Raw genomic sequence first — 26,031 nt, 5'->3', positions numbered from 1 at the left:
AGCAATGGACTCCATTCCAGTCGACTATCAGGGCTGTGAGTTGTCGGCGGTCGTCGTGCATGCGGCGGGCGAATTCGTATCGACGGTGCTGATCGAGCGGCCGGGAGGCGTGCGGCGGGCGGTCGGACCGTTTCGGCCGTTCGACACGGCGCGGGCGGCAGCGCAGTTCGCCATTCAGTATGGGAAGGACGAACTCGATGGCCGGCACGCGCCCGGCGCGATGCACATGGCGGCGGGGTAAGCGCGGCTTTCATCTGGAGGCTGCATGCGCGCTGTCGAGCCACGCCGTCAGCGCCGCAGCCGAGCATTCGCTGCTTCTGAAGCCGATATGTCCATCGGGCCGAACGGCCCAGATCATGCCGCTGCGCGCGCCGAACGCGGCGGCGAATTCTCCAGCCGAATCGGTCAGCGCGCGATATGTCGCGCCTGCGCGGCTTGTGGCCCCGGGCGCGGCGATCCGCACCGCGTTCGCTGCGTCCCCGAGCGCAGCGCGCCAGGCATCGACGGTGGCGGCGAAGGAAGTGTCGTCGGTGCAGTAGCCGATGAGCGTGTGTCTCCCGTGGCCGATATGCGCGGCGATCCGCTGCCGATGACCGATGAAGTCCTCCGACAAGCCGCCGATCTCCGGCACGCGGTCGCCCGGCGAGGGCCACGCTGGCGCGAGGTTATCGCACGCATCCGCGACGATCGGGCTGCCGCGATATCCGATAAGCAACTGCGTCTCGCGCATCGCCGGCCTCACTTCGCCATGCGCCAACACGGTGTCGAGCGCGCGGCTCGTCGATTCCACCACGTCGAGCCCGACCGGACGCCGCTCCGCCTCGTAGCTCTCGAGCAGCGACGACCCCGCGAGTCCTCGCGCGGCGAGCGTCAGCTTCCACGCCAGGTTGTGCGCGTCCTGCAAGCCCGTGTTCATGCCCTGACCGCCGACCGGCGGATGGATATGCGCGGCGTCGCCGGCGAGGAAGACGCGGCCGCATGCGTAACGCGCCGCGATCCGGTGACTCACGCGATACACCGACGACCAGCGCATCGACGACAGCCGCGTGCCGTCCGGCAGGACCGGCAGCATGATGCGCTCAATTTCCGCGAACTCCGGCGCGGAGATGGAAGCGAGGCGGGCGGCGTCGTCGGGCGCGAGAACCATCGACAGGCGGTATCGGCGCGGCGATCCGCGCACCGGCACCGCTGCGAGCGTCGCCGGGCCGCGGCCCTCGCCGGTCGCCGAGTGACTGATGCGAATCATCGGGCCGCGCGGCAGATGCCAGTCGACATCGACGTCGGCGAGCATGAACGTCTGCGGATATTGGTCGCCTTCGAACGGCACATTCAGATGCCTGCGCACGGTGCTGCGCGCGCCGTCGCAACCGACAAGCCATCGGCAGCGCAGTTCGCGTGCATCGCCCGCAGCGGTTCGCACGGTGCATGACACGCCGTCCGCATCCGCTTTGAAATCCACGAGCGTGGCGCCGTATTCGACGCGCCCGCCGTGTCGCGCCAGCGCGCGCTCGAGGATGCGCTCGGTTTCATGCTGCGCGAGCGACAACGCACCATACGGCAGCCCTTCGCGCGGCACCGGCGTGCTCGATGCCAGCGCGCCGTCACGATAGGCGTCGGCCCCGGTCAGCCAGACGCCCGCATCGATCGCCTCGTGAACGACGCCGAGGTCGTCGAAGAGTTCGAGCGTGCGCGCCGTCACGCCCAGCGCCTTCACGAAGAACGAGCGCCCCGCTTGAGCGTCGATCACGCGGACATCGACCCCGTCGCGGCGCAATTCGGCGCCGAGCATCAGGCCGACCGGGCCTGCGCCTGCAATCAGCACGTCGGTCGTTTCGGGCATGTGCGGACTCCTGTCGAAGAACGGCGTGCATGGTGCAGCGAGGGCTCGCGTCCGTTACCATGCGTGCGCCGAGATCGGCGTCATCGCCATGAATCGACGAACGAACATGAAAAACGATACACAACACGACACGAAACACCCAATAGACCAGCCGGTGCAGCGCGTCAATTACTGGGCGGTGGTTTCCGTGCTGCTCAGCACGTTTCTCGGCAATCTCGATTCGTCGATCGCAAACGTCGCGTTGCCGACGATCGCGCACAACCTCTCTCGCTCCGCCGCCGATACCGTGTGGGTCGTGACCGCGTATCAACTGGCCGTCGCGGTGTCCGTGCTGCCGCTCGCCGCACTTGGCGAAATGCTCGGCTTCAAGCGCGTTTTCCTGTGGGGCGTCGTGCTGTTCACGCTTGCATCGGTGGCCTGCGCGGCGGCTCCGACGCTGCCGCTGCTCATCGCTGCGCGCGCGTTGCAGGGCGTCGGCGGGGCGTGCATGTCGACCATCGTTCCCGCGCTGTTGCGGCAGGTCTATCCGCCGAAGCTCGTCGGGCGCGGCATCGCGTTGCTCGGGCTGACCGTCGCGCTGTCCGCCGCGCTCGGGCCGACGGTCGCGGCCGGCATCCTGTCGGTGGCGGGCTGGCGATGGCTCTTCGCGGTCAACGTGCCGCTCGGCATCTTCGGCCTGTGCCTCGCCAGCACCATGCTGCCCGCCGGCATGCCCGGCGCGCCGCGCCGCTTCGACTTCGCCGGTGCGGGCTTGAGCGCAATCGCGATTGCGCTCTTCATTCTCGGCATCGGCGGGCTCGGTGGCGGCGAGGGCGATCCGGGCGGCCGTGCGCAGTTGCACGCGCTGCCGGTCGTCGAAATCGTTCTTGCGTGCGTGGCGGGCTTCGCATTGATCCGGCACCAGCGCGGACGGCCCGCGCCGCTCGTGCCGCTCGATCTGCTGCGCATCCCGATTCTTTCTCTTTCCTCGGTGACGTCGATCTGCTCGTATGTCGCGCAGACGCTCGCGTATCTCGCGTTGCCGTTCATGTTGCAGCATCAGTTCGCGCGCAGTGCAACCATGACCGGCCTGCTCGTCACGCCGTGGCCGCTCGTGATCGTATTCGTCGCGCCGCTCGCGGGACGCTTGTCCGATCGTCACGCGCCCGGACTGATCGGCGGCATCGGACTCGCGATCATGACCATCGGGCTATGCCTCCTGATCGGCTTGCCAGCTGCGCCGTCGAATGCCGATATCGCGTGGCGCGTCGCAGTTTGCGGCATCGGCTTCGGACTCTTTCAGACGCCGAACAATCGCATCATGCTGACATCCGCGCCGCACGAACGCAGCGGCGCGGCAGGCGGTCTCATGACGATGGCGCGCATGATCGGCCTGTCGCTCGGGGCGGCGCTCGCCGCGGCCGCGTTCGGCCTGTTCGGGCAGAGCGGGGCGCTGGTGGCGCTGATCGGCGGAGCGGTGTCGGCGGCGCTGGGCGTCGCGGCGGGTGTGGTTCGTGTGATCAAGACATGACGACGACGCCATGCGGGCCGCCGCGCGTCCTACAATTCAGTGCGGGATAGCTGCGCCGCTCACTGCCAATGCTTCGAATGACGCAATAATTTGCAAGTCGGTCAGCGCTGACGGATATGCTAGGTCCCCTTCGCGCGGCGCGTAAGTCCGTGCCTCATGCCTTCGCACATTCGACTCAAAATCGACATGGTCACACTTCATAGCTGTTTCTCCGACCGTCACGCGATTTTTTCGCGAGACAATCACGCGGAGTATTGCCGCAGAACACACACGGCGCACGTCGACGAATGCCTCTCGAGCAGCGTCGATTCGCCCGAACTCGGCGTGCTGTTCAAGTATCAGATGATCAGCGACCGTCTCGCGCAAGCCGCGGACGGCGAGATTCTGATCTTCGCGACCGAGAATGCGCTCTTCATTCGATTCGAGCACTTCGAGCGCATCATGGAAGGGCGCGACAGTCTCGTGACGAAAGGGCACTTCGGCGTGAACACGGAATTATTCGTCATCCGAAGCAATGAGGAAACACGGCGCATTGCGCGTGGCATGGCCGCGCGATGCCGCCAGTTCTTCGACTTCGGCAAGTTCGTGACCGAAGAGGAACTCCTGGAAGCGTTTCCCAGCGTGCCGGACTGGGATCTTCTCAATGGCGTCACTCCTATTGCATCGATGTGGTCGGGCCAGCATCCGGATCTTCGCGGCATGCCGGTTGTCGCGGTGTCGCTGGTCTTCACGCCCCGGCTCTATAGCAAGTACGGCCCGCGCTGGCGCGCTGTCTTCGCTCGTCATGTCAACGATTGCCACGCAGCCGGCGATCGCCTGGTCTTCGACATGCCTGAGCCGGAACCTGTCACCAATGAGCCGGTCACCGTGTATCAGCCGGGCAGGCCAATCGCGGTCGTGATGCTGTACACGCCGAACATCGCCAGATACGCACGCTATGGAGAAGCCAGCCTGCGCGCTTATTGCGAACGCCGCGGCTACACGCTCTATCAACACCGCGATGTTCCCGTCGATTTCCCACGCGAAGCGTGCGGCAACTGGTCGAAGCCATTCTTGCTGGGGAAGTATCTGCCGCACCACGAGTGGGTGTTCTGGGTGGACGCAGACATTCTCGTGATGGACCCGACGGTCGGGCTGGAACGGTTCACGGAAGGCCGCGATCGCGTGTTGACCGCCGATATCGCCGGCTGGCGGTTCAACTCGGGCTTGATGGGCTTTCGTCGCACCGAAGCGAATGCAGCCGTCCTCCAAAGCATTCTCGCGCGCGTGCTCGAAATCGAGGACGTCAAGCACACGTTTTCCAGCAACGGCGACCAAATGGTCTTCCTGGAACAAATGATTTCACACGGACTGTGCCCGGAGCCGGATTCACCTGAACTCGTCGGTTTCAATGAGCTGAATACGCCGTGGTACTTCGCCAAACCGGACACGTTCACCTGTCACTTTCACGGACTCAGCACCGAATTGCGCATGCTGTTCATGTCGATGAACGCGGTGCCCGAAGGCGGCTTCGAGTCGATCGAGGACGGCAGGCGGTAGCGACGGGACCGTGGCTTGCTGCGTCGCCAGGCGAACTGCTGTTTCTAACCGATGGAGGTCAGCATGACTCAGACGCCAGGCGAGACGCCCGTGCCCCGCACGACCGCCGACGATATGGACGAACCGCTCAGCGAAGCGACTCCCGCTAGCGATACGCGTCAGGAAAGCCTCGACGCACAGGAGCAGCGCAAGCACGAAGCAAGCGAGAATGCGCTGCCGTCATCGCAGGACAAGAATCCGGTCCCGCCGGACTCGACGCATCCTTAACGAGGAGCCGTTCATGAGCGATTACATCGACTGCATCGCCAAGCTCGATCGCTGCGCGGCGGCCTGCCACAACTGCGCGTCGGCGTGCATCGCGGAAGGGCGCCTCCCGGAGATGGAGAAGTGCATCCGCCTCGATCTCGATTGCGCCGCGCTTTGCCGCTTCACCTCCGAATCGCTCGCACGCGACACGCAATTCATGCGCGATTTCTGCGATTTGTGCGCGCGCATTTGCGATGCATGCGCCGACGAATGCAGCCGGCATCCCGCCGATCATTGCCAGGCGTGCAGCGACGCCTGCCGCCAGTGCGCGGAAGCCTGCCGCGCACTGTAGCGTTTCACGCCGCAGCCGTGCTTGCGCGCGCTTGCGGCATCTCCTGGAGCGCGGCATCCGCCGAGCCCTTGAACGCGTGGCTGCGTGCGCGCACGCGCCTGGCCGGCCGCACGCTCTGACGCTTGCGCACGAGCGTCCGAACCGCGCGAGCGAGGGCGAGATCGATCGCGCCTCGCCAGTCGCGTGCGATCGACGTCGCGACGACCTTGTGCTCCCGATTCACCTGCAATTCGACCTGACAGCGCTTGTCGACGCCACCGCGCGGCCCGTTGATATCGGACAGGCTGACCGTCGCCCGCGAAATCAGCCAGGCAAGCCGGCGGAATACGAATTCGCTGCGCGCCCTTGCAAGCTCGTGCATCGAAATGGCTTCGGGTTCGCGCGATTTGAACAAGAGTTTCATGGATGTCTCCGTGTTGAACGTGAGTCCAGCGTAAGGGCGCGAGGCAATCGGAAAAAGCAGAAGCATTCGAAGACGAACTTCGAGAAAACCGATGTTATGCATTCACGCCGGCGAGCACGCGTTGCGTGAGCGGATGATGCCGTCCGCGACGCGACACGATGGCGTGCACCTCTTCCTTCACGTCCGGCGAGCGGCCGAGCCAGCGCAGGCCGCGTAACAGCGGGACATCGCCCGCGCCGAACTCCGCGAGCGGAAAAACGCCGAGGCCACGCGCACCGAAGACCGCCATCAGCGCGCTGTCTTCGAACTCGCCGACGACGCGCGGCGCGATGCGCTGCGTCTCGAGCCATCGATCGAGCCGCGAGCGCAGCGACGAATGCCCGGTCGGCATCAGGATCGGGAGCGAGGCGAGGCTCTTGGGGAAGTGATCGATGGCGCTCTTGCGCACGATCGACGCGGGCCCATACCAGTCCACCGGCGAGGCAACGAGCCTTTCACTCGTGAGCCGCATGTTCTGGTTATGCGGAGCGGGCTGACTGGCCAACACGAGATCGAGACGATGCAGCGCGAGTTCGCCGAGCAGTTCGTCCGTCTCGCCTTCGTGACACAACAGACGCAGCGAGGGATCACCCAGCACGGGCGCGAGCAGCGCCTGCGCCGCCAGTTTGGATATGCCATCCGACAGCCCGACAGCGAAGCGCGCCAGCGTGCCGCTCGCCGCTTCGCGCACTTCGTCGTGAATCAGCTGGCCGATCTCGAAGATTTCTTCCGCGCGCGCGAAGGCAGCCTGTCCTGCTTCGGTCATCGTCACGCCGCGTCCCGCCGGCTTGAGCAATTGGTGCCCCAGCGACTTTTCCAGCTCGCGCACTTGCGCGCTGATGGTCTGCACGGCCATGTCGAGCCGCTCGGCCGCGCGGGCGAAGCCGCCTTCCTTCACGACGACCCAGTAGTAGTGCAGATGCCGATAGTTGAGCATCGCTGTGCTCCTTCCCGTTTCCGTTCGGTTCGGATAAACCGAACTGTCGATTCGATTATCGCTGATTTTTCCGGCCTCACGCCATGACGATGATCGTGGTTCAGCGAACATCGTATCGACCAATCAACCATCATGGACTATCTTCTTTCGCTTGCCGCCGATCCCGCCGTCTGGGCCGCCCTCGTCACGCTGATCGCGATGGAAGTGGTGCTCGGTATCGACAACCTCGTGTTCATCTCCATCCTGACCAACAAGCTCCCGCCGAAGCATCGCGCACGCACGCAGCGCCTCGGCATCATGCTCGCGCTCGTCATGCGGCTTGCATTGCTTGGCACCGTCGCATGGATCGCGCGTTTGACGCAGCCCGTGTTTTCCGTCTTCGATCATGCGTTCTCCTGGCGCGACGTGATTCTGCTTGCGGGCGGACTGTTCCTCGTGTGGAAAGCGACGATAGAAATGCATCATCACGTGCGCAAGGATTTCGAAGCGCCCGGCGTCGTCCCGAGTGCGGGCACGATCACCGCGTGGGCTGCCATCGGCCAGATACTGATGCTCGATCTCGTGTTCTCCGTCGATAGCATCATCACCGCAGTCGGGATGACGGAGCATCTGCCGATCATGTATATCGCCGTCATCTTCGCCGTCGCGACGATGCTGTTCGCCGCGCAACCGCTCGCGCGCTTCATCGAACGCAATCCGACCGTCGTGACGCTGGCCTTGAGTTTCCTTCTGGTGATCGCGATGATGCTGATCGCGGAGGGCTTCGGCACGCATGTACCGAAGGGCTACATCTACGCCGCGATGGGCTTTGCAGGTTTTGTCGAGGGCCTGAACCTGCTGGCGCGCAACAGGCGTTCCGGCGCGAAAGAGGTCTCATTGGAGGGCGAACTATCCACAGTTTCGGTGAACAAGCCTGTGGACAAACCGGGGACCCGCACGCTATCCGCTTGAACGGACAGCGAATCTTCGACGCGCACGCCAATGCGCGCCGGCACACTGACGGTGTCCTCGTTTGCTGTTAGATTCGCAGGCTTCGCCGAACCGATCGCATTGAAGGAGCAGGGATGAGAAGCAAATCGTCGGGCGTGGCAGTGGTCGCGGTGCTCGTCGGCGTCGCCGTCGCGGTGACGCTTTTCATTGCGGGCATGGGGAAGTCGTCGCGACATGCCGACGTATCGCCTGCTCATGGCGAAGCAGTCGCCGCACAAGATCTGTCCGCGAGCGACGCCGCGTTCCGCGCCACGACGATGCAGCCCGCTTCCGGCAGCGATGAACGAACTGCTGCGCGTTAGTGCCGCAGTATTATCCATCACGGGAATAGGCCTTGCTTGACCGCTTGCCAAAGTCAAGCCGGAGCAAGCCACGATGGGCCACCCGTCTCAGCAAGTTTCACTCGCCGCGCTGCCTGTCGATGCACGCGGTGTGATCGGTAACATGAAGACGGCTGCGCTTGTTTCGCTGCGCGGTGCGATCGATTTCATGTGTTACCCGCGCATTGATTCCCCTACGGTTTTCGCGTCGCTGCTCGATCACGAGCACGGCGGGGCGTTTTCTATCGCTCCACGAGAAGCCGGCGCGAACGTCAAGCAGATGTATCTGCCGGAGACGAACGTGCTGCTCACGCGCTTCATGACGGGGGAAGGCGTGTGCGAACTGCTCGATGTGATGCCGGTCCCGTCGTCCGAGGCGCGCGTGGACGATGTGCCGAACTGCGTGATGCGCATCGTGCGGATCGTGTATGGACGCATGACGCTCGACGTGCGATGCGATCCTCGATTCGACTACGCGCGTGCGAAGCACACGGCGCATGCGGTGGAGAAGGGCGTCGAATTCAGACGCGCCGATGACGCACCGCCGTTGCAGTTGCGTGCGAGCGTGCCGCTATCGATAGTTGAAAGCGGCGCACGCGCGACGCTGGAAATGCGCGAAGGCGATTCGGCATGCTTCGCACTCGGCGCCGCCGACGAACTGTCGAAGCTCGACTCGAAGGAAAAGTTCGACGGCATGCTGCAGGAGACCATCGACTTCTGGAAGGCGTGGTCGTCGCGATCGACGTATCGCGGGCGGTATCGCGAAGTCGTGCTGCGATCGGCGCTTACGCTCAAGCTCCTCAGCTCGGACGAGTACGGCGCGATTGTCGCGGCGCCGACGTTCGGTTTGCCAGAAGCGCAGGACGGCTCGCGACGCTGGGATTATCGCTTCACATGGATACGGGACGCCGCGTTTTCCGTCTATGCGTTGTTGCGGCTCGGCTATACGGGCGAGGCTGAACGGTTCATGCGATGGATCGCCGAGCGCAATCGCGATTGCGGTTCGGACGGCTCGCTCAGCGTGATGTACGCAGTGGACGGTGAACAGGCGATGGAGGAAGCGGAGCTGTCGAGTCTCGAACCGTCGTTACCCGGCAAGGTATTCATCGGCAACGGCGCGCGCGATCAGACGCAGCTCGATGTCTACGGCGCGCTGCTTGATTCGGTGTATCTGTACAACAAGTACGGCGCGGCTATCTCTTATAAGGGATGGCAGCATGTGACGCGTACCGTCGATTACGTCGTCGCGCATTGGCGCGAAGCGGATCATGGCATCTGGGAGTTTCGTAACGGCACGAGGCCGCTCTTGCATTCGAGGCTGATGTGCTGGGTGACGGTGGATCGTGCGCTGCGGCTGGCGCAGAAGCGTTCGCTTCCCGCGCCGCTCGCGACATGGTTCCAGACGCGTGACGATATTCATCGCGACATACACGAGCGATTTTTCAACGAGGAGTTGCAGGCGTTCGTGCAGACGCCGGGGTCATCGACGCTCGATGCATCGGCGCTGATGATGCCGCTCGTGCGCTTCATCGGCCCGAAGGATCCGCGCTGGACCGGCACGCTGGATGCGATCGGCCGCGACTTGCGCGTCGATCCGTTGATTTTCAGGTACACGCGCGGCGATACGCTCGACGGCTTGCCCGGCATGGAAGGCGGTTTCAGCGCGTGTTCGTTCTGGTATGCGGAGGCGCTTGCGCGCGCGGGCCGTGTCGATGAGGGGCGGCTCGTGTTCGAAAAGATGCTGGCTTATGCGAATCATGTCGGGCTTTTTTCGGAGGAAGTCTCGACGAGTGGCGAGGCGCTCGGTAATTTTCCGCAGGCGCTGACGCATCTGGCGTTGATCAGCGCGGCGTATCAGCTCGACAGGGATCTGGATCGCACGCATGTGGCTTGGACGTGAGGGGGGTCGCCGGATACGATCCGGTCGATCTCACAGTTTACATAACATAAAGTGTTCCGCACTACCCATCCGTTACCAGATTCCGTTGCCTTGGAAGTGGGGGCTACCGACAAGCCAACCGCGAACAGAGTCAAGGTCAGCGCGATAGCCCCCGCCGCTTTTCCCCATATGCTCTCCCAGAGCGTGCGCGCTTCGTCTGTCTTGGCGCGCTGGTAATTCGTCGCGGCTATGACTTCCATCGGCTCCACGCCAAGCGCCGCCGCAATGCGGGCGCACACAAGATCATCGGGGACGGTGCGACCGGTTCGATAGCTGCTGATCGCGGAGCGCGTTACGCCAAGCGCCTTTGCGATTGCATAGTCAGACGGTAAATCTAACCTGTCCCGTACCTCGTCCAGATACTTCCCGGTCGTTTTCACGCGTTTCCCCCGATTGTCAAGTGATCAATGCCAACGATACGTCAAGATGTCAACAGCGCGCAACGTGCGCAGGTGTTGACTATGTATGCAATTGTTGACTATAGTCCGTTCGTCGGACCGCAAAAAACCGGTTGAACCCCCCGGCGGCGATTGATCCTCGCCTTTAGAGCGGTCCGACACCAACACACAAACGGGTTCATTCGGGGATTCATCATGCGTATCGCTTCGTTACAAATTCAACGTTCATCATTCGGCGGTTTCGCAGTCCTAAGCGGCTACGCGAAGCGTGCGCGCGTCCGCGCTGCCGTTCGCGCCGTGATTGATTGGGTGGTGGTCGCATGAGTGCCGCCGGATTCTTTATCGCCGGTGCCGTGTTCACGTTTTTCGCGGTAGGGCTTGGCGTCGTGGGCGCGCTGGCATTTACGGGGCAAGTCGATGAACGAAGCGGCGAGTGATGCGCTGGTGTACGTGGTGCCGTGGGTGCCGAAGGCATCCCCCGCAAGCGATGCGGCAAGGGCCGAAGCCATGACAGCGATGCAACAGATTCTTTCGAAGTACCGCCAGCGGCCAATGCGCGCGCCGGTTAGCAAGGCGGCAGTCACCGAGGCGCGCGACAACTTCTGGAGTAAAGGCAATGCAAGTTTGGGACAGCGTGTTGTGCATCAACGAGGAAAGCCCGTACTACAACACGGCGGGTTTCATCATTCGCGTGGATCGCACGGCGACGCCCGCCAAGATCACGGCGCGGATGGACAAGGACAGCGCGGACGTGGCGTTCGTTGAAACCGATCTGAAGCGTCTGGGCTAATCATGCAAGTCAACACGTTCCGCACCGGTGACAAGGTGATGGTTGTCGCCAAGGATGAGTTCTACGCGTACATCGACGGCTGGCGCGGGCGTGTTGGCTCGCGTGATGGCTTGCCGGATGGCTATGTGCGCGTCGAATGCGTCGATGAGGGTATCGACAAGCAATTCTTCGTGCCGTGCGATCAAGTCGCGCTGCTGGTGGGCCGCTGATGATCCGCGAATCGAACGAGGCTTGGGCCGTGCGCCAGTGTGCTGACTTGCCCCCGCGCTGGCGCGGGCGCTTGCTGGCATCGTGGCGCGCGGCCTGTGCTTCGTTCGATCGCAGCAAGGTAACGGCAGAGGGTGACGCGCTCAGGCGCGCGAACGCGGGGCTTCTGATGGCCTTGGCGAGTCTGAGCAAGTCGCCTTTGGCGCTGGACGCGTCCGATATCGACGTGTGCATGGCGGCGGAAAAGCATGCCGAAGAGTGCCGCAAGGCGTTCGAGGAAAATCAACACGTGAGCATCGACGCGCGGCGCGCGGTGCTCAATGCCTATTGCGAGTCGGCGGGCGTGGTGCCGCCGGTGGTGTCGTGCGCGGGCGATCCGATGCCGGCCATCCTGCGGATGCAGTGTCACCTGTGGTGGCGGCGGCAATTGCGGCGGGCGCAAGCGCGCGCCGTCGAAGGTTCGGCCATCGGCTTGGGCTACGTCCACAAGGGCGGCGATTGCTACGTGTCAGACGAATCGGTGATGCACCGGCTACAGCAAAACGCGCGCAACGCGGCGATGCTCGAATCGACCATTGCGCGCAACGAACTCGGGCAGGAATTCACGCTCGCGGAACTCGCGGCCAAGTCGCCAGCGAACGCGGGCATCAAGCGCGCCGAACTCATGACGCGCATAAATGGCTTCGAGCGCATTGCAATCGACATGCGGCACGCGGGCGTCTTTTTCACGCTCACGGCTCCGTCACGCATGCACCGCTACAAGACGATTCAAGGCCGTCCGGTGCTGAACCGCAAATACGACCAGACAAAGCCGAACGAGGCGCAAGCGCATCACACGAAAACATGGGCGCGCATTCGCGCGGCGCTCGCGCGGCGTGGGGTGAGCATCTACGGGTTCCGCATTGCCGAACCGAACCATGACGGCACGCCGCATTGGCACGTGCTGGTTTTCTGTCGGCCCGAACACATGGCCGTGCTCAAAAGCACGGTCTACCGCTATGCGCTCGCCGTCGATGGTGACGAAGCGGGCGCGCGCAAGCATCGCGTGGACTGGAAACCGATGGACCCGGCCAAAGGCACGGCGGCGGGCTATATCGCCAAGTACGTCGCGAAGAACATCGACGGCTACAAGCTCGAAAAGGACTTGCACGGCAATGATGCAATCGAAACGTCGCAGCGTGTTGAGGCGTGGGCCACGCGCTGGCGTATTCGCCAGTTCCAGCAAATTGGCGGCCCCCCGGTCACGGTCTGGCGCGAATTGCGTCGAGTTGAAAGCGTACCGGCTGACGCGCCGTCGTTCGTGGCGCAGGCACACAACGCGGTCAATCGCGTGGCTGTGGTCGAAGGAAGTAGCGGCGCTTCTGTCGCGTGGAACCACTACGTTGAGGCGCAGGGCGGTGTGTTCTGTGGGCGCGGCTACCGCGTGCGGCTCGCGACGGTCGATGCTGAAGGCGTATCGCGTTATGGCGAGAGCCGCGCGCCGCGCGTGATCGGCATCACGTTTAACGAGGAATACAAGGTGCGCGACGCGCGGGGCAACTGGACCGACGTGCGCGAGATGCAAACCATCGTGGAATCGAAGAGGTTCGAATGGGAAATCATGCGCCCGGCCAAAAGTGCCGGTATCGGTTCGCGGAGCGCAACGGCTTCGGCATCGTCTGGTTTCGATGCGACGTATGCGGCGCGCTCTGGTGCCCGGAAAAGCGAATCCGAATATTTCGGGTCGGTTGAAGGTTTGGATTTTGGGTTTAAGGCCGATGAAATCGGCCCTTGGACCTGTGTCAATAACTGTACGGGGTGGGCGGAAAGTGTCGGAAACGTGGATGACCAACGCGGCGCGCGTCGCGGAATTGAAGGAACTCGCGCAACAGGCGCGGCACGAGACGGCGATTCTTTCGCCTTTCGTCAAGATGGCGGGCCAAAAGCAACTGGCGCTGCTCAACAACATCATCGAAAAAATTGAGGCGCTATGAAAACTCGTCCGAAAAAAACCGTGATCGGGACTATCACGTGCCTGTGCTGCGGCGAAAAAATCCCGGCCAAGCAAAACGAACTCGGCACGCTCGACGTGTCATGCAACTGGTGCGATATGCCGGTCTACGCCAAGCCGGGCAGCGCCGCGCACAAGCAACTGATGGCGCGCGTGCAACGCTTTGCGGAACCGGCTCCGGATGCGACCAATCCGGTGCATCCCCCGCCAGTCGAAGCAAAGCCAGCGGCGCGCGCGGTGCGCGGCGTGTTCGATGTTTTCACCGGAGCATAAGCGATGTTCGGCAATGACAAGGCAGTGGAAGTGGAACCGGCGGTCGAATCGAACGGCGGCCTAGACAGTCTCGCCGGCATGGTGGCGGGCATCGACGGCGAAGCGGCGGCGGCGCTCGATCCGTCACTCGGTCAGCCTGGGCAACAAGCGGACATTCCGCAAGGTCCGGACTATCTGCGCGGCGCGTCGGGCATCGTCGATATGGCGCGCGCCATGATCGGCGGCTATGCGCCGGGTGCGGAATGGGATGAGGCGACCGGCCAGCGCATGGCGCTATCGCTCGCGCCGGTGTTCGAGAAATACGGATGGGATATGGAAGCGGCGATGCCGTGCGAACTGGTCGCGCTCGTCGTCTGCGGGCCGGTGCTCTACCAGTCGGCGCGCGCGGTCGCGTTCAAGATCAAGGCAGACCGCTATGCGCTCGAAGCGGCGCGGCCCGGCGTGGATGATCCGAATACGGTCGTCGGCGCGCAGCGCGCCGCGGCTAGTGCGGCACCGGACGGCGGCAACGCGGAAGCGCTCGCGGCGGCGGTGCGATCCGCCAAAGTCTTTCCGGATATGTGATGGCGACGCGCGCAAAGCGAACGGCGCCAGAAGCGCCAGCGTATGGCGTCGCGGCCAAGGCGCATATTGAGGCGGTGCTTGGCGCGTCTGGCTCGGGAAAGTCAAGCTACGTCAAGCGGCTGATGGAGCGCGCGCGGCCCGCGCGCATGATCGTGTTCGATCCAGAGGGCGAATGGACAGAATTCGGCACGCCCGCCACGCACGTTTCGCACGTGCTGGAAGGCTTCAAGGCGGCGGGCAAAGACGGCCCCTGTCGCGTCGTATTCGTGCCGTCCCCTGTGCCTGAAATTGCCGTGCGGCAATTCGATGCGGTGTGCCGGATTGCATTCCATGCTGAACGCCTGACGTTTATCGTCGACGAACTCAAAAGCGTCACCACGCCGTCGCGCTCGCCGGTCGGATGGGGCATGTTGACCGGGCGCGGTCGCAAGCGCGGCATTGTGATCTACGGGCTATCGCAACGCCCGGCGAGCATCGACAAAGACTTTCTCGGCAACTGCAACTACGTCCGCGCCGGGCGTCTCACGTATGCGGAAGATCAACGCACTGTGGCGCGCGTGCTCGGCGTCAAGGAGGCGGACATTGGCGCATTGCCTGACCTCGGATGGATACGTCGCGATATGGCGACCGGCGAAACGAAACGCGGCTAGGTCGCGCTCTAGGTCGCGTTCTATTGGAACCCCGCCACGGCGGGGTTTTTTCATGGGCTGGCGGCGCTCGCGGGCGTGGCTAGGTCGCGACATAGCCAAAAAAATATTTCGAGGCGCTACAGGGGCTTTTGTCGCGTTCTATAGGGCGCGCTCTATGGGTCGCGGATTCGAGATTTTGAGGGGTGGCGGGTGACACTGGCGACCATTCAAACGGGCCGCATGGTGCGGCATCTCTCGGAGTCTCGAACCATGAACGCAAAGGCGCTGCTCAAAGCCTATCTGGCCTATCTGGCCTTCAACGCGGTGACGAAGATCGTCGTCCGTCCTGTGGCCACGTCGCTGAACGTGCCGCTGATTACGACCATCGTCAGCTAAGGAGGCGCGCCCATGCTGCTCGTTAAAAACACGCCTTTCACGAACGTTGTCGCAAACGGCGTCGCCACGGTCAATCTGCCGATTGGCATGTCGTACAACAAGATCATTCTCGCGCTGGGTGGCACCACGTTCACCAAGTCGATGATCACGAACATCAACGTCAAGGTGAACGGCAAGATCATTTATCAGGCGCTTGGATCGCGCTTGGACCTGATCAACCAGTATCGCGGACTTCAAGCCAACGGCGGTTTCCTGACCATCGATTTCACGGAACCGCGTGCCAAGTCGATGGTGGAACAGTACGTGGGCAACATCAACACGGCGTCGGGCGTCTCGTCGCTGACCGTCGAAGTGACCATTGCCGGTGCCACTGCGCCGACGCTGGACAGCTATACCGAATACAACGCACCGGCCCCGCTCGGCGTGATCGCCAAGCAGATTCTTTTCACGTCCTCGTTTGCTGGCTCGGGCAAGTTCCCGATGAAGCTGATCGACATCACGAACCGGGGCGGCCTGATCAAGCGCGTTCATTTCGCGCACGGCGGCAACCTGTCGATGCTCGAAGTCAAGAAAAACGGCATCGTGATTCACGACAACGTGCCGACTGCGGTCAACTCGTTCTGGCAGGGCGAGTATCAGAAGACGGCACAGCCGAACATCTACACGTATGACCCGTGCGCGGATAACAACTACGCGAACGCGGTCAAGACGGCGGATGCAACGGCGCTCGAATTCAATCCGACATTTACGGCGGCGGATACCGTTACGGCGGTGGTCGAAGTGCTGGACGTGCTCGGCAACATGTAAGGGCCACGGTGGGAGCGGCGGCCCCGGCCCGGTTGATTCCGTAGTGTCGGGGCCGCTTTTTTTTTGACCATCAAAGGACAAACATGGACGGCTTTGATCTTTCGTCGCTCGGCATGAGCCTGAATAACAGCTATGGCTTTACGGTCGGACCGCAAAGCGATGGCACCTATGTCACGCCGTCGATTGCGCAAGCGGTGACGGGCAGTGATACCGGCGGCGCTGGTTACAGCTATGCGCCGGGCGTGTTCTCGCTGCTGAATAACGGGCTGTCGGCGTTCACGTCGATCTACAACACGAATCAGCAACTCGACTACAAAAAGTACGAGGCCACGCAACTCGGACTGGTCGCGCAAGGACAAGCGGCGGGGCAAGTCGCATCGGCGCAAATCTCGGCGGTCAACAGCAACAAGATGTTGATGATTCTCGGCGTGTTCGCCGTGGTGCTGCTCGCCGTGCATAAGGGCTGACCATGAATCCGCTGGCGATCCAAGCAACGGCGGCGGGCGCGGCGTCGTTTTTCAACAATCTCTACGGCGGAATGTCACCGCCGAACATGGCGACTAGTTCGCCGTTCGATGCGTTCACGGTCGACAACAGCGGGTGGGCGGTCAACTTCGGCAGCGGCAGCGCAAGCGCCACGCCGAACCCGGTGTCGAATCTCGCGGCGGGGCTGGCGAACGCGGCCAGCGGCGCGACGACCGGAATCAACCTGAATAACCCGTTTGTGCTGCTCGGCATCGCGGCCATCGTGATCGTGATCGTCAAGCGCAAATGAGAGTGCAGCTCGTGGCCGAACGTATTACACAAAGCGTGCGCGATGAAGTCGCGGCGGCGTTCGGCGCGTCGATGCTGGCGAAGGTGGATACGTCCGGCGGCATGGTGGAGGCGGTCGATTGTCTGGCGGCCGGCGAGTTTTTCCGCGTGCTGGTCGACGGCGTGCCGGTGCTGTTCTACGTGATCGAGTGCCGCGAAAGCGGCGGCAAGCGTGAGGCGGAGGTGACGCTTGCGCACGGTCGCGCGGACGTGGATTTAGTTCAGGTGGTGTTGCCGGTGATCGAGCGGCAAGCGGCGGCGGCGGGGTGTTCGCGTATGCGGATTGAAACGCGGCGCGCGGGCCTGATGAAGAAATTAGAGCGCGCGGGCTACGCAAGGGCCAGCGTGATTTTGAGGAAGGAACTGCAATGAGAATTCTTCGTCCTGCCGAACTGCATTTGATGCGGCAAGGCTTGCCGTCGACGCCCGCCAACTTCAAAGGCGGCTCGTCGTCGTCGTCGGCATCGACAACGAATAACACCTACGCGGACAAGCGCAACGCGGTGCAAGACGGCATCGGCGTCAGCGGCGACGGCAACATGACGTCCTACAGCTCCTACTCGGTCACGACCGATGGCGGGGCGGTGCAAGCGGCGCTGTCGGCCATGCAAGCGGCGGTCAATGGCGCGGTCGGCGGCATCACGGCGGCATCGCAAACGGCGGTCAACGGCAACACGAGCGTGGCGAACACCGCGATTCATGACACGGTGACGGCAAGCAGTCACCTTGCGGACGTGGGGCTATCGATGCTGCAAGCGAATACGGCGCTCGCCAACTCGCTGATGGGCGGCGTCAATCAGTCCACGCAAGCGGTGACGGGCATCGCATCGCAACTCGCGCAGACGCAAATCGCCTCGCAAAACGACAACCGATATCTGATCGCGGCGGGCTTGGCGGTGGTGTGCATCGTCGGCGTGATGGCGTTCGCGCACAAGGGGTAATCCATGCAGATTTTCGATATCACGGTGCCGGCCTATTCGACGTTCGTGGTGCATGCGCCGGGAAACTATTTGAAGTACATGAGCGGCAGCAATGGCGGCGGCGATGCGTCGATTGTGGTCACGCCCGGCAGTCTCGGCGGCCAGAAGGTGACGCTCGCGCCGGGGCAAGCGTTCCGGCTCGGCTCGAAGGCCAAGACGCCCGATTCGTGGACGCTTGCGAACTACACCAACGCGGCGGTGATTGTTGGCAAGGTGGTGGTTGGCGACGGTCAAATCGACGATTCGACGATTAGCGGCACGGTGGCGGTGGTGGACGCGGGTTTCGCGCGCACGCAGATTAACGCGGCATTCCTCGCGCAGGGATTTTGCCCGGCCAATGCTTCGAACCGTTCGTGCGTCGAACTGGTGAATCCGGCGGGATCGGGGAAGCTCGTGATCGTTGAAGGCATCACGGCGCTTTCAACGGGCGGTGCGTATGTCGCCAACTTCGGCATCATGTCGGGCGTCGTCGCGGGCGGGGCGGAGATCACGAGCGCGAGCGTATCGAGCAAGATGGCCGGTTCTCCGATTGGCCTCGCCAAGGTGTACATCTCGAATCCTGCGACCACGCCAGCGAGTTTTTACGGCGGTGCGGCGTGCGCGGGTTTGAGCGGCGCACAGTCGGCAGTGTCGATGCAGCAATTCAAGGAACCGCTCATTCTGCCGCCTGGCTATGGTCTGTCGGCCTGTACGAGCGCGCCGAACCTGCCATTGCAGGTGGGCTTTGAGTGGTTCGAGCAATCGCAATGAAAACGCCGGGGCCGCTCTATCTGGTCGCGGCGGCCACGCTGGCGGCGGCGGCCTATGTCCTGTGGGCCAATCAATCGGCGTCGGTGGTGTACACCGGCGATCCGGCGGACGGCACGGACGGCACGGACAGCGGCGCGGGCGATACGTCCTCGTCTTTTGATTTCAACGACATTGGATCAAGCGTGAGCAACATTTTCACATCGGTTTCAGCGGCGGTTAGCGATCCGAACGTTCAAGCGTTCTTGGCGATGATTCGCCGGGGCGAAGGCACGACCGGCGCGAACGGCTACCGCACGCTATTCGGCGGCGGCCTGTTCAACGACTACAGCCGTCACCCGAACATCGCGGTGACGCGCGGCGCGCTGACATCGACGGCGGCGGGCGCGTATCAAATTCTCTATCGCACGTGGATCGAAGTCGCGGCCAGCTACGGGCTGACGGACTTTAGCCCGGCCTCGCAGGACGTGGCGGCGGTGGCGCTGATCAAGCGGCGCGGCGCGCTCGCGGACGTGCTCGCGGGGCGGTGGACGGCGGCCATCGGCAAGTGCGCGAAAGAGTGGGCGAGTCTGCCGGGTTCGCCGTATGGGCAACCAACGATTTCGATGGATACCGCGCTCGCAGTGATCGCGGCAAACGGTGGAGGGGTAGCAGCATGAAGCTCGATAAAAACGGCCTGTTGCTGGTCGCAGGCGCGGCGGCGGTGCTGCTGCTGGTGGTCAAGAAAACCACGCCCGGCGCACCGGCCACGACCGGCCAAGCGGCCATCGGCGCGAACGCGGCGTCGTGGCTGTCGAACGCAATCAGCAACTTGGGCGGATCGCCGGTGGCGACGACCAGCGCGAATAGTTGGGGCACCACGTTGGGCGGCCTGACCCTGTTCGGCAACGGCACGTTTTCAAGCAACGGCGTCTACGTCGATCCGGGCCAAGTCACCTACAACAGCAATACCGGGCAGGTGATCGAATCGCCGTTTAGCGGCATGTTCAACGTGCTCGCGCCGGCCACTTACGGGTTCTGACCATGACGAAAAAAGACTTCCTGTTTCTCGGTGCGGTGATCTATCTCGGCTGGCTCTATCAGCGCTCGCACAGTGGCACATCGGCGCTCGAATCGGCCTATCAGCGCGAGCTCGAAACGTTCGCGCTGAACGATGGCACGAACTGGACACAAAGCGTGTGGGACGCATCGAGCGGGCAACCCTCGTACATGTTCGGCACGGTCCCGGCGCAAGGCGGCCTGTCGGTACAGGCAACGGGCTACGGCAGCGTGTTCGGGCATATCTGATGACGACTAAGCACAAGCTCGAACTCGCGGCGGTCGGCGGTGTGCTTTTGCTGCTGGTCTATGCCGGCTGGAAGGTGAAAAGCGCGGTCGGCGGCATCGGCAGCGCGATCAGCGATACGGCCGCCACCGGCTGGCAACTGGTGAACGTGCCGGTGCTCGATCCGTCGATTCCCGGCGCGAGCATCGGCAACGCGATTGTGTCGGCACCGGCGAACGTGCTGAATACGTGGTCATTCGGCACGGTGGGCGGCACCACTGCGCCGGGCGCGTCGTGGCTGGAAACGGCCAAGGCGGGGCCATTCGGCGGGCTGGTCGGAATTCTGACCGGCGACGGCAACGCGAACATTTTTGGACCGGCACCGGCGGCGGGGCTGGATTTTGGAAACGGTACGGGGAACTGGTAATGAGCTATCTGAAATTCTTGGCAACGCGGCTGCGTGAGCCTTCAACCTTTGCAGCCATCGCGGCGGGCCTGACGGCGGCCCAGACGGTGCCGGACGTGGCGAGCAAGACGCTCGTCATCGGCGCGGCGCTCGCGGGCGTGCTGGTGCCGGAAGCGGCCAAGGCAGGCGCGTAATGGACGCGGCGCTGCTCTGGCAAGTCGGCGGGCAAGTCGCGGCGTCGCTCGTCGCTTACGGGGCGGTGCGCGCGGACCTTCGCAACATGAAAGAACGTCTGGTGACGCTCGAAAAACTTCTGTTGGACCATCTCACGAAAGGAGCCTGACATGGCAACTCGCAAGCGTAAGACCGCGCACAAGGCGCGCAAAAAGACCCCGGCACGCAGCAAGGTGACGGGCCGATTCCTCAAGCGATAAGGAGCTATCCATGCCGCACATCAACTGGAAGTCTGCCGCCATCGGCGCGGCTGCGTGCTACGCCTTCCTGTACTGGCGCGCCAAGCAAGCGAAGACGGCCTAAAACCCGAATCGCTGCAGGAGCAACGCCCGCCGCGCGCGGGCGTTTTCTATGGTGCTGTCGAAGGTGCCGTCCAGCTTCGCGGCGCGCACCTTGTCGGCAACCCGCCAGGCGCGCACGTAGTGATCGAAGGCGCGCTCGCTAGAACAGAACGCCGGGGCGACCGCGCAGACCCATTGCCGAATGTCATCGGCGGTAACAATCACTTCGCCAAACAGATCGAGCATGGACGTAAAAAAGCTCCTAGTCGCAATCGAGCGAAAAGGAGCATTTCATATGCCGTATTCGGCGCTTAGATTGTTGCGGGGCGGAGGGAGAATGCTTGCATCAGGCGCTTAAGCCGGTATTTGACATAACATAAATTAGCGACATTTTGATAAATGCTCCATACGTCGCCGTAGAGAGTCTGGGGAACCTGTCACCAGACTCCTTGCCACGCTCTAAGCCTTCTTCAGCGGAACAGCCGGCGCACGAACCGCGATAACCGGTTGCGTCACTGGCACGTTCGTCTCCTTGCTGACGCTCTCACACAACGCAATGATCTGCGCGGAGCTTGCGGGATTGAAAAGCGAATGATCGACATCCGAAAACGTCAGCACGCGCACGCTCCTGTAACGCGCGAGGCGCGTGCCGAGCTTGCCGCAATGCGCCGCGAGCACATCCAGACCTGCATCGTAGCTGCCGTAGACGAGGACCGTCCTGACGCCCTTAGCGTCGAGCGCACGAGCGATGGACTGAGGCGTCGTCGCCTGCTCGGGCGGCGTATGCGTAAGGCTGTCGAGCCTGAACGCATCGGCAATACGGGAACGCGCACGCGTCGTCACATAGCTGCCGATGAAACCAAGCACGCGCAGAAGATTCTTGTCGCCGCGCAGAATCGCTTTCCACTTGTTCAACTCGAACATCGACGCTGCGTAACCCGCCATCGAGTTGCGCGTCGATTCACGCATCCCTTCGGCCGTCTTGTCTTCCGGCTGCTTGAACGTCGGAATATTCACGGCGACCACGCCCGTAATAGCCGTTTCGATCACCGCGGCCTTGAGTGCGTGATAACCGCCCGAGCAAATGCCGAACGACAGGATCGACTTATAGCCCTGGCGCGACAGCCAACGGGCCGCAGCAGCCGTGTCTTGCGTCGCCACGGGGTTGTAGATGCGGTTATAAGGCGTGTCCGAATGCGCGATACCCGGCACAGCCGGACTATCGCCACGGCCACGCGCATCGAATCGCAACGAAGCGATGCCGCGCCTCGCGAGATCCCGCGCGATACGCACGGAGAGTCTGCTGTCGCCGACCCGCGAACTCGATGACGTATTCGCAAGCAGGTACACCGCACCCCGCGACGCTGCAAGGCGCGGCTCACACAGAATGCCGAAGATCCCCTCCTCGCCGATGCAAACGGGCCGCTCGATCGCTTCCGGCGTTTCGATGCGCAAGTCTTCTTCAGGCCACGGCGAAAATGATTTGACCGCTTGTCGAGGCTGATCCCCCGCGATCCATTCGACGACCTTCGCAAAGGCCGCATTCGGCGTCACAGTGAACGCGGATTCCTGAATGAAGCCGGTCATGTCTTCGAAAGCCTGCGACTGAGCGTCGACGCCGACTTCGACGAGTGCATCGCGTAGCGGGTCTTTGGAGCCGACACGTCCGTGCATCAGCAACGCGCGGCGCGCAGGCGCAACGCCCGCGCGCTTGACACTTGCGGCCAGATCGATGCATTCGAGATCACGTTTCAGATCGTCGCCATAAACCTGCCCGAGCACGTTGAACGGCCCGTCCTGCGGCTGTATCTCGCGCAGCGGCGCGGCAAGCTGATCGAACCATGTCTTGCGCGTCACACTGAGCTCACGCATATAAGTGCGCCCGCTTACGACGGGCGCCAGCAATACGAGATCATCCACAGGACGGCGCAGCGCCGCCTGCACCGCGAATGCCGTGCCGACGCGAAAGCCGCACAGCGTCACATGCTGGATGCCTGTTTGCGCCTTGAGAAAGTCGACGGCCGCGCCGATGTCATCTATCGACGATTCGAACTGCCCGGGCGCCGCATCTTCTCCGGATGAGTCCCCCGTGCCGCGATAGTCGAAACGCAAGACCCAGACGCCCTGTGCCGCAAGCGCTTCCGCGAGCACACGCATACCGCTATAGGTCCATACGTATTCGTGACCGTATGTGTTGCACAGCACGACGCCGCGCTTGCTGGCGCCTGCATGCAGCCATCCGAAACGGCTGCCGAATACCACCGGTTTCATTGTTATGTCCTCGTCTCTGGCGGCGTACAAAGTAAGGGATGCCCCCGCTCCCTGTGCCTTGACTTTGCGCGCAATCACGCATGCTTGAATGCATGTGCGACGCCTGACCTGCCCTCGAAATAAACGCGACGGGCGGGCCATTCCGTGCAATTGTAGAAATCAGGACGGCTTCGCTAAGTCGCCTTTCCAACATTTCTGCCTAAGCGACCATTGATTTGCTGCTCGAAAGCCAGCTTGCATAGACTGATTCGTGCAATGCAAATCAAAATGCGTGCGCTTGCATGAGCGTATGTACGCTCGCCAACGCGCAGCGCTTCAACGCATGAGTGAATTGGTCGCAGATGGATGGAAAGCGAGATGAGTGCCGGAAACGACAATTCGAAGGAAGGCCTCGGCAGTCGGCCGAGGCCCTTATGCCCGTCACGCAGCGATGACGGACTTTGCAGGCTCTTCGTCGGCTGCGCGGGCGTGCGCGTAGACGCGAGCACGCTCGCTCGCCACGAGGGCCTTCTTGCGGGCGAGTGTCTGCCGTTGATATTTTGGATCGCCCATCGTCTGGATGTATTCGCTATGACGATAGCGAAGATAACGCTGGAAAAACTCTGTGCCGGGCAGTCCGCTATCTAACGCAAGAAGTACCCCATAATCTATGTCGCGCAAGTCGCCTAGCGCTTGCACGGCAGACTCCAGTGCAGCATAACGTTGTACCAGTGGCACCCCCTTGTCACATAATGAATGAAAACGCTGATACGTCAGCAATTGCCGATGAGACGCGCAGCGCCGCAATGCTTTAGCAAGCCGTTGGCTCAGTTCCGTTTCCACGTTTCCTCCGCAAAGTCTCCGGATGACAAGCACAAAGCTTCCTCGCGTCATTCAATTCGAATGACGTCACTGTATGTGGATGGCACCTGCAATAAGCCAGGATTAATTGCGGTCCGACCGTGCGTCGCCGCTGATAGATTCCGTGCGACGTATTCGGTGGACGTGTCGTATCGCAACGCACGTTGGTGCATTGCATTTCTAGAAGCATTCTTTCTTGAGAGAGGCGTTCGGTCGGAAGGGCATGAGTTGCTGACTTCTGCCGAGGCGGGGAATCGTTTGCGCGCGACTCTCTGTGTACATGCTAGCAAACATGCAGCATCAAACCAAGAAATGTTTGCTGTCTTTTCTTCGCCCTGCTTTGATGCATTTGTTTAAGCGGAATTTATTGCTGGCAGGCGATATCTGTCTTGCCCGGGCAAATTCGGTGACTGCCCTGACGAGACAACGTTAACTCGCGAAGGTCACTCGCCGAAGCCTTCTGATTGAAACGGCGGGGGATTGGAATCGCACCAATGCGGGCGGTGCATCGCTTAAGGCTGGTTTAAGCGGCAAGGACTAAAACATCTTAGGCGGTTGTTTCAATTATTAAGTTTCCACGCGGATGATCACACCGGGCAACGTCGCCGGCGCACGCAACGGCGTCGGGGACGCGGGGCTATGATCATCCCATTTGGGCCCGGCATACGTGCCGGGCCTCTTTTTTGGAACCTACTGATCACCGCAAAAACTCGAGAGCCCTCAATGACCGAAATAGACGGACTGATTGTTTGAATTCATCGGCCGCAACGCGCGCATCCCGGCTGCCGACCTTCCGCTATTCGCGCCACCGTATTCGCTCTGATTACCCGACATGGCGCCGTCCTGCTGAGAGACGCGGCGCTCAGCGGCCTGTACATCGCTCGGATACGTGGTGCGGTCCGACTGCCCGGGGTTATAACCCGCAGCTTCCACTTGCCGCAGATCCTGCTGGACCTGGCTGCGCGTCATCGAAGAATTGTCCTGGGCGAAGCAAAGCGCCGGCGCGACCAGGACGGCAGCAGCGGCCACAGCTTTAACGAATGACTTCATGGCGAACCTCCGGTTTGTAAGGCAGCACAATTCGCTATGTGCTTGCCCCAAACATTGAGCATAGCCTGTGCCCGCGCTAGTCCTTGCTGCGCTCGCCCTCGAGCAGCTTGACCAGCACGTGCAGCATGCGATTCGCGGGCGTCGGCACGCCTAATGCCTCGCCACGCCGCACGATCAATCCATTCAGATGATCGATTTCGCTGCGTTTGCCGCGCGCCATGTCCTGGGCAGTCGAGGAAAATTGATTGGGCATTGTCTCTGCGATACCGCGCACCGATGCGCCGACGTCGCCGGGTATGGCGACGTTATCCGCTTTAGCGACGGCAAGGCATTCGTCGACCACATCGCGCATGGCCCGCGTGACGCCCTCACCTTGCACGAGGCGTCCGTAGGGCGTCTGCGCAATTGCCGACAGCGCGTTGTAAGCGCAATTGAGTACGAGCTTGGCCCAGAGCGCACCGCGCACGTTGTCCGAGATTTGAGTGGGCACCGATGCAGCGGACAGCGTACGTGCAAGCTCCTCGCTTACGGTCGATGGCTCGATTACCAGTTCGCCACGGCCATGATGGCGAATATGCCCCAGCCCTGCCATTTCGGCCGCGACATAGACGACGGCCGCCGCGACTTCCTGCGGCAGCAGTTCACGCAAGCGTTCCGCGTTTTCTACGCCGTTTTGCATCGACACGACGAGCGTGCGTTCGCTCAGATACGGCTCGAGCGCAATTGCAGCGCTGTCGGTATCCGTCGACTTGACGCAGAAGAGCACGACCTCCGCGCCGTCAGCCGCGCTCGCCTCGGTGCTTGCTGAAACACACACGTGTTCATCGAAAGACCTGGTGTCCAGACGGAGCCCGTTCCGCTGAATCGCTTCGACGTGTTGCGGCCGTGCGATCAATACGACCTCGTGACCGGCACGCGCGAGCATGCCGCCGTAATAGCAGCCCACGGCGCCCGCGCCCATTACTGCGAATTTCAT

General features: G+C 62.4%; 37 protein-coding genes. 27 read left to right on the top strand and 10 right to left on the bottom strand.

The features are described 5' to 3' along the window. The first annotated feature begins 4 nt into the window (after nt 1–4). The gene (locus P9220_RS16650; RefSeq protein WP_309766112.1) at nt 5–241 is read left to right on the top strand and encodes a hypothetical protein; all 237 of its coding nucleotides are present in this window, start codon (nt 5–7) and stop codon (nt 239–241) included. A gap of 9 nt (nt 242–250) precedes the next feature. On the opposite strand, the gene P9220_RS16645 is transcribed toward P9220_RS16650, so the two are convergent. Beyond that, on the bottom strand, nt 251–1,840 hold the full coding sequence (locus P9220_RS16645; RefSeq protein ID WP_309766111.1) for an FAD-dependent monooxygenase: 1,590 nt from the start codon (nt 1,838–1,840) through the stop codon (nt 251–253). 106 nt (nt 1,841–1,946) lie between these two features. Here P9220_RS16645 and P9220_RS16640 point away from each other — a divergent pair, with 106 nt between their 5' ends. The 4 genes from P9220_RS16640 (at nt 1,947) to P9220_RS16625 (ending at nt 5,487) form a co-directional block, all read left to right on the top strand. After that, the gene (locus tag P9220_RS16640; RefSeq protein ID WP_309766110.1) at nt 1,947–3,350 is read left to right on the top strand and encodes an MFS transporter; all 1,404 of its coding nucleotides are present in this window, start codon (nt 1,947–1,949) and stop codon (nt 3,348–3,350) included. Nucleotides 3,351–3,536: 186 nt separating this feature from the next. After that, nucleotides 3,537–4,889, top strand: a complete 1,353-nt coding sequence (locus P9220_RS16635; RefSeq protein WP_309766109.1) for a hypothetical protein — start codon at nt 3,537–3,539, stop codon at nt 4,887–4,889. 63 nt (nt 4,890–4,952) lie between these two features. After that, a complete protein-coding gene (locus tag P9220_RS16630; protein WP_309766108.1) occupies nt 4,953–5,156 on the top strand; it encodes a hypothetical protein in 204 nt (67 codons plus the stop codon). A 13-nt stretch (nt 5,157–5,169) separates the two neighbouring features. Then, nucleotides 5,170–5,487, top strand: a complete 318-nt coding sequence (locus P9220_RS16625) for a four-helix bundle copper-binding protein (RefSeq protein ID WP_309766107.1) — start codon at nt 5,170–5,172, stop codon at nt 5,485–5,487. A 4-nt stretch (nt 5,488–5,491) separates the two neighbouring features. Here the strand turns inward: P9220_RS16625 and P9220_RS16620 are convergent, their stop codons facing one another. Then, nucleotides 5,492–5,890, bottom strand: a complete 399-nt coding sequence (locus P9220_RS16620; RefSeq protein ID WP_309766106.1) for an HPF/RaiA family ribosome-associated protein — start codon at nt 5,888–5,890, stop codon at nt 5,492–5,494. A gap of 94 nt (nt 5,891–5,984) precedes the next feature. Further along, on the bottom strand, nt 5,985–6,866 hold the full coding sequence (locus P9220_RS16615) for a LysR family transcriptional regulator (RefSeq protein ID WP_309766105.1): 882 nt from the start codon (nt 6,864–6,866) through the stop codon (nt 5,985–5,987). Between the two features lie 132 nt (nt 6,867–6,998). On the opposite strand from P9220_RS16615, the gene P9220_RS16610 reads away from it, so the two are divergent. From P9220_RS16610 to P9220_RS16600, 3 genes are all read left to right on the top strand, one after another. Continuing rightward, nucleotides 6,999–7,817 carry a TerC family protein gene (locus P9220_RS16610; RefSeq protein ID WP_309766104.1) on the top strand — a complete coding sequence of 273 codons (819 nt, stop codon included), beginning with the start codon at nt 6,999–7,001 and terminating at the stop codon, nt 7,815–7,817. Between the two features lie 113 nt (nt 7,818–7,930). Beyond that, on the top strand, nt 7,931–8,158 hold the full coding sequence (locus tag P9220_RS16605) for a hypothetical protein (protein ID WP_309766103.1): 228 nt from the start codon (nt 7,931–7,933) through the stop codon (nt 8,156–8,158). Nucleotides 8,159–8,231: 73 nt separating this feature from the next. Continuing rightward, on the top strand, nt 8,232–10,076 hold the full coding sequence (locus P9220_RS16600; protein WP_309766102.1) for a glycoside hydrolase family 15 protein: 1,845 nt from the start codon (nt 8,232–8,234) through the stop codon (nt 10,074–10,076). Here the strand turns inward: P9220_RS16600 and P9220_RS27075 are convergent. After that, entirely contained in the window at nt 10,031–10,495 is a 465-nt protein-coding gene (locus P9220_RS27075; protein ID WP_404989555.1) for a helix-turn-helix domain-containing protein, read from the bottom strand. The two genes, P9220_RS16600 and P9220_RS27075, sit on opposite strands and share 46 nt — an antisense overlap. A 275-nt stretch (nt 10,496–10,770) precedes the next feature. Beyond that, the gene (locus P9220_RS16595; RefSeq protein WP_309766101.1) at nt 10,771–11,022 is read right to left on the bottom strand and encodes a hypothetical protein; all 252 of its coding nucleotides are present in this window, start codon (nt 11,020–11,022) and stop codon (nt 10,771–10,773) included. A 107-nt stretch (nt 11,023–11,129) separates the two neighbouring features. Here P9220_RS16595 and P9220_RS16590 point away from each other — a divergent pair, with 107 nt between their 5' ends. From P9220_RS16590 to P9220_RS16500, 19 genes are all read left to right on the top strand, one after another. After that, nucleotides 11,130–11,303 (top strand): hypothetical protein, encoded by a 174-nt coding sequence (locus tag P9220_RS16590; protein ID WP_309766100.1) that lies wholly within the window; start codon nt 11,130–11,132, stop codon nt 11,301–11,303. Between the two features lie 2 nt (nt 11,304–11,305). Then, entirely contained in the window at nt 11,306–11,512 is a 207-nt protein-coding gene (locus tag P9220_RS16585) for a hypothetical protein (RefSeq protein WP_309766099.1), read from the top strand. 377 nt (nt 11,513–11,889) lie between these two features. Beyond that, nucleotides 11,890–13,473 carry a replication endonuclease gene (locus P9220_RS16580; RefSeq protein WP_309766098.1) on the top strand — a complete coding sequence of 528 codons (1,584 nt, stop codon included), beginning with the start codon at nt 11,890–11,892 and terminating at the stop codon, nt 13,471–13,473. A gap of 30 nt (nt 13,474–13,503) precedes the next feature. Then, nucleotides 13,504–13,773 (top strand): hypothetical protein, encoded by a 270-nt coding sequence (locus P9220_RS16575; protein WP_309766097.1) that lies wholly within the window; start codon nt 13,504–13,506, stop codon nt 13,771–13,773. Between the two features lie 3 nt (nt 13,774–13,776). Continuing rightward, a complete protein-coding gene (locus P9220_RS16570) occupies nt 13,777–14,337 on the top strand; it encodes a hypothetical protein (protein WP_309766096.1) in 561 nt (186 codons plus the stop codon). Beyond that, nucleotides 14,337–14,987, top strand: a complete 651-nt coding sequence (locus tag P9220_RS16565; RefSeq protein ID WP_309766095.1) for a type IV secretory system conjugative DNA transfer family protein — start codon at nt 14,337–14,339, stop codon at nt 14,985–14,987. Before P9220_RS16570 ends, P9220_RS16565 begins: the two co-directional genes overlap by 1 nt. Nucleotides 14,988–15,236: 249 nt before the next feature. Further along, nucleotides 15,237–15,362 carry a hypothetical protein gene (locus tag P9220_RS16560; protein ID WP_279616428.1) on the top strand — a complete coding sequence of 42 codons (126 nt, stop codon included), beginning with the start codon at nt 15,237–15,239 and terminating at the stop codon, nt 15,360–15,362. Nucleotides 15,363–15,374: 12 nt separating this feature from the next. Then, complete coding sequence (locus tag P9220_RS16555) at nt 15,375–16,169, top strand: major capsid protein P2 (RefSeq protein ID WP_309766094.1); 795 nt, start codon at nt 15,375–15,377, stop codon at nt 16,167–16,169. 83 nt (nt 16,170–16,252) lie between these two features. After that, nucleotides 16,253–16,636 carry a hypothetical protein gene (locus P9220_RS16550; protein ID WP_309766093.1) on the top strand — a complete coding sequence of 128 codons (384 nt, stop codon included), beginning with the start codon at nt 16,253–16,255 and terminating at the stop codon, nt 16,634–16,636. Nucleotides 16,637–16,722: 86 nt separating this feature from the next. Continuing rightward, on the top strand, nt 16,723–16,944 hold the full coding sequence (locus P9220_RS16545) for a hypothetical protein (RefSeq protein WP_309766092.1): 222 nt from the start codon (nt 16,723–16,725) through the stop codon (nt 16,942–16,944). Beyond that, nucleotides 16,941–17,354 (top strand): hypothetical protein, encoded by a 414-nt coding sequence (locus P9220_RS16540; protein ID WP_309766091.1) that lies wholly within the window; start codon nt 16,941–16,943, stop codon nt 17,352–17,354. Before P9220_RS16545 ends, P9220_RS16540 begins: the two co-directional genes overlap by 4 nt. Then, on the top strand, nt 17,351–17,923 hold the full coding sequence (locus tag P9220_RS16535; RefSeq protein WP_309766090.1) for a hypothetical protein: 573 nt from the start codon (nt 17,351–17,353) through the stop codon (nt 17,921–17,923). The genes P9220_RS16540 and P9220_RS16535 overlap by 4 nt, the downstream gene beginning before the upstream one ends. Before the next feature lie 3 nt (nt 17,924–17,926). Then, on the top strand, nt 17,927–18,712 hold the full coding sequence (locus tag P9220_RS16530) for a hypothetical protein (RefSeq protein WP_309766089.1): 786 nt from the start codon (nt 17,927–17,929) through the stop codon (nt 18,710–18,712). After that, nucleotides 18,709–19,368 (top strand): glycoside hydrolase family 104 protein, encoded by a 660-nt coding sequence (locus P9220_RS16525; RefSeq protein ID WP_309766088.1) that lies wholly within the window; start codon nt 18,709–18,711, stop codon nt 19,366–19,368. The genes P9220_RS16530 and P9220_RS16525 overlap by 4 nt, the downstream gene beginning before the upstream one ends. Then, nucleotides 19,365–19,730 carry a hypothetical protein gene (locus tag P9220_RS16520; protein ID WP_309766087.1) on the top strand — a complete coding sequence of 122 codons (366 nt, stop codon included), beginning with the start codon at nt 19,365–19,367 and terminating at the stop codon, nt 19,728–19,730. Before P9220_RS16525 ends, P9220_RS16520 begins: the two co-directional genes overlap by 4 nt. 2 nt (nt 19,731–19,732) lie before the next feature. Beyond that, entirely contained in the window at nt 19,733–19,996 is a 264-nt protein-coding gene (locus P9220_RS16515; RefSeq protein WP_309766086.1) for a hypothetical protein, read from the top strand. Next, complete coding sequence (locus P9220_RS16510; protein ID WP_309766085.1) at nt 19,996–20,400, top strand: hypothetical protein; 405 nt, start codon at nt 19,996–19,998, stop codon at nt 20,398–20,400. The genes P9220_RS16515 and P9220_RS16510 overlap by 1 nt, the downstream gene beginning before the upstream one ends. Then, nucleotides 20,400–20,573 carry a hypothetical protein gene (locus P9220_RS16505; protein WP_309766084.1) on the top strand — a complete coding sequence of 58 codons (174 nt, stop codon included), beginning with the start codon at nt 20,400–20,402 and terminating at the stop codon, nt 20,571–20,573. Before P9220_RS16510 ends, P9220_RS16505 begins: the two co-directional genes overlap by 1 nt. After that, nucleotides 20,573–20,722: a hypothetical protein gene (locus P9220_RS16500; RefSeq protein ID WP_309766083.1), complete on the top strand. Its 150-nt coding sequence runs from the start codon at nt 20,573–20,575 to the stop codon at nt 20,720–20,722. The genes P9220_RS16505 and P9220_RS16500 overlap by 1 nt, the downstream gene beginning before the upstream one ends. A gap of 190 nt (nt 20,723–20,912) precedes the next feature. On the opposite strand, the gene P9220_RS16495 is transcribed toward P9220_RS16500, so the two are convergent. The 5 genes from P9220_RS16495 to P9220_RS16475 all read right to left on the bottom strand — a co-directional run bounded on the left by P9220_RS16495 (nt 20,913) and on the right by P9220_RS16475 (nt 26,031). Next, nucleotides 20,913–21,140, bottom strand: coding sequence for a hypothetical protein (locus P9220_RS16495; RefSeq protein ID WP_309766082.1), 228 nt, complete (start codon nt 21,138–21,140; stop codon nt 20,913–20,915). A gap of 213 nt (nt 21,141–21,353) precedes the next feature. Next, nucleotides 21,354–23,165 (bottom strand): alpha/beta fold hydrolase, encoded by a 1,812-nt coding sequence (locus P9220_RS16490; protein WP_309766081.1) that lies wholly within the window; start codon nt 23,163–23,165, stop codon nt 21,354–21,356. A gap of 420 nt (nt 23,166–23,585) precedes the next feature. Beyond that, the gene (locus tag P9220_RS16485) at nt 23,586–23,987 is read right to left on the bottom strand and encodes a hypothetical protein (RefSeq protein ID WP_309766080.1); all 402 of its coding nucleotides are present in this window, start codon (nt 23,985–23,987) and stop codon (nt 23,586–23,588) included. Between the two features lie 738 nt (nt 23,988–24,725). Continuing rightward, nucleotides 24,726–25,055: a DUF4148 domain-containing protein gene (locus P9220_RS16480; RefSeq protein WP_309766079.1), complete on the bottom strand. Its 330-nt coding sequence runs from the start codon at nt 25,053–25,055 to the stop codon at nt 24,726–24,728. Between the two features lie 76 nt (nt 25,056–25,131). Continuing rightward, nucleotides 25,132–26,031 (bottom strand): ketopantoate reductase family protein, encoded by a 900-nt coding sequence (locus P9220_RS16475; protein WP_309766078.1) that lies wholly within the window; start codon nt 26,029–26,031, stop codon nt 25,132–25,134.

This window comes from Caballeronia sp. LZ016, assembly GCF_031450805.1.
Lineage (GTDB): Bacteria > Pseudomonadota > Gammaproteobacteria > Burkholderiales > Burkholderiaceae > Caballeronia.
Note: the sequence above shows the minus strand (reverse complement) of the source record. Positions and strands in the feature narration are given on the sequence as shown.

Coding starts and splice junctions, on each gene's coding strand:
- P9220_RS16615 (WP_309766105.1), bottom strand. CDS start 6,866: ATGCTCAACTATCGGCATCTGCACTACTACTGGGTCGTCGTGAAGGAA.
- P9220_RS16610 (WP_309766104.1), top strand. CDS start 6,999: ATGGACTATCTTCTTTCGCTTGCCGCCGATCCCGCCGTCTGGGCCGCC.
- P9220_RS16535 (WP_309766090.1), top strand. CDS start 17,351: ATGAGAATTCTTCGTCCTGCCGAACTGCATTTGATGCGGCAAGGCTTG.
- P9220_RS16500 (WP_309766083.1), top strand. CDS start 20,573: ATGGACGCGGCGCTGCTCTGGCAAGTCGGCGGGCAAGTCGCGGCGTCG.
- P9220_RS16530 (WP_309766089.1), top strand. CDS start 17,927: ATGCAGATTTTCGATATCACGGTGCCGGCCTATTCGACGTTCGTGGTG.
- P9220_RS16495 (WP_309766082.1), bottom strand. CDS start 21,140: ATGCTCGATCTGTTTGGCGAAGTGATTGTTACCGCCGATGACATTCGG.
- P9220_RS16555 (WP_309766094.1), top strand. CDS start 15,375: ATGCTGCTCGTTAAAAACACGCCTTTCACGAACGTTGTCGCAAACGGC.
- P9220_RS16650 (WP_309766112.1), top strand. CDS start 5: ATGGACTCCATTCCAGTCGACTATCAGGGCTGTGAGTTGTCGGCGGTC.
- P9220_RS16630 (WP_309766108.1), top strand. CDS start 4,953: ATGACTCAGACGCCAGGCGAGACGCCCGTGCCCCGCACGACCGCCGAC.
- P9220_RS16590 (WP_309766100.1), top strand. CDS start 11,130: ATGCAAGTTTGGGACAGCGTGTTGTGCATCAACGAGGAAAGCCCGTAC.
- P9220_RS16545 (WP_309766092.1), top strand. CDS start 16,723: ATGGCGACTAGTTCGCCGTTCGATGCGTTCACGGTCGACAACAGCGGG.
- P9220_RS16475 (WP_309766078.1), bottom strand. CDS start 26,031: ATGAAATTCGCAGTAATGGGCGCGGGCGCCGTGGGCTGCTATTACGGC.
- P9220_RS16550 (WP_309766093.1), top strand. CDS start 16,253: ATGGACGGCTTTGATCTTTCGTCGCTCGGCATGAGCCTGAATAACAGC.
- P9220_RS16645 (WP_309766111.1), bottom strand. CDS start 1,840: ATGCCCGAAACGACCGACGTGCTGATTGCAGGCGCAGGCCCGGTCGGC.
- P9220_RS16505 (WP_309766084.1), top strand. CDS start 20,400: ATGAGCTATCTGAAATTCTTGGCAACGCGGCTGCGTGAGCCTTCAACC.
- P9220_RS16600 (WP_309766102.1), top strand. CDS start 8,232: ATGGGCCACCCGTCTCAGCAAGTTTCACTCGCCGCGCTGCCTGTCGAT.
- P9220_RS16520 (WP_309766087.1), top strand. CDS start 19,365: ATGAAGCTCGATAAAAACGGCCTGTTGCTGGTCGCAGGCGCGGCGGCG.
- P9220_RS16625 (WP_309766107.1), top strand. CDS start 5,170: ATGAGCGATTACATCGACTGCATCGCCAAGCTCGATCGCTGCGCGGCG.
- P9220_RS16565 (WP_309766095.1), top strand. CDS start 14,337: ATGGCGACGCGCGCAAAGCGAACGGCGCCAGAAGCGCCAGCGTATGGC.
- P9220_RS16540 (WP_309766091.1), top strand. CDS start 16,941: ATGAGAGTGCAGCTCGTGGCCGAACGTATTACACAAAGCGTGCGCGAT.
- P9220_RS16480 (WP_309766079.1), bottom strand. CDS start 25,055: ATGAAGTCATTCGTTAAAGCTGTGGCCGCTGCTGCCGTCCTGGTCGCG.
- P9220_RS16585 (WP_309766099.1), top strand. CDS start 11,306: ATGCAAGTCAACACGTTCCGCACCGGTGACAAGGTGATGGTTGTCGCC.
- P9220_RS16640 (WP_309766110.1), top strand. CDS start 1,947: ATGAAAAACGATACACAACACGACACGAAACACCCAATAGACCAGCCG.
- P9220_RS16595 (WP_309766101.1), bottom strand. CDS start 11,022: ATGGCTTCGGCCCTTGCCGCATCGCTTGCGGGGGATGCCTTCGGCACC.
- P9220_RS16570 (WP_309766096.1), top strand. CDS start 13,777: ATGTTCGGCAATGACAAGGCAGTGGAAGTGGAACCGGCGGTCGAATCG.
- P9220_RS16560 (WP_279616428.1), top strand. CDS start 15,237: ATGAACGCAAAGGCGCTGCTCAAAGCCTATCTGGCCTATCTGGCCTTC.
- P9220_RS16635 (WP_309766109.1), top strand. CDS start 3,537: ATGGTCACACTTCATAGCTGTTTCTCCGACCGTCACGCGATTTTTTCG.
- P9220_RS16605 (WP_309766103.1), top strand. CDS start 7,931: ATGAGAAGCAAATCGTCGGGCGTGGCAGTGGTCGCGGTGCTCGTCGGC.
- P9220_RS16490 (WP_309766081.1), bottom strand. CDS start 23,165: ATGAAACCGGTGGTATTCGGCAGCCGTTTCGGATGGCTGCATGCAGGC.
- P9220_RS16525 (WP_309766088.1), top strand. CDS start 18,709: ATGAAAACGCCGGGGCCGCTCTATCTGGTCGCGGCGGCCACGCTGGCG.
- P9220_RS16510 (WP_309766085.1), top strand. CDS start 19,996: ATGACGACTAAGCACAAGCTCGAACTCGCGGCGGTCGGCGGTGTGCTT.
- P9220_RS16620 (WP_309766106.1), bottom strand. CDS start 5,890: ATGAAACTCTTGTTCAAATCGCGCGAACCCGAAGCCATTTCGATGCAC.
- P9220_RS16580 (WP_309766098.1), top strand. CDS start 11,890: ATGCCGGCCATCCTGCGGATGCAGTGTCACCTGTGGTGGCGGCGGCAA.
- P9220_RS16515 (WP_309766086.1), top strand. CDS start 19,733: ATGACGAAAAAAGACTTCCTGTTTCTCGGTGCGGTGATCTATCTCGGC.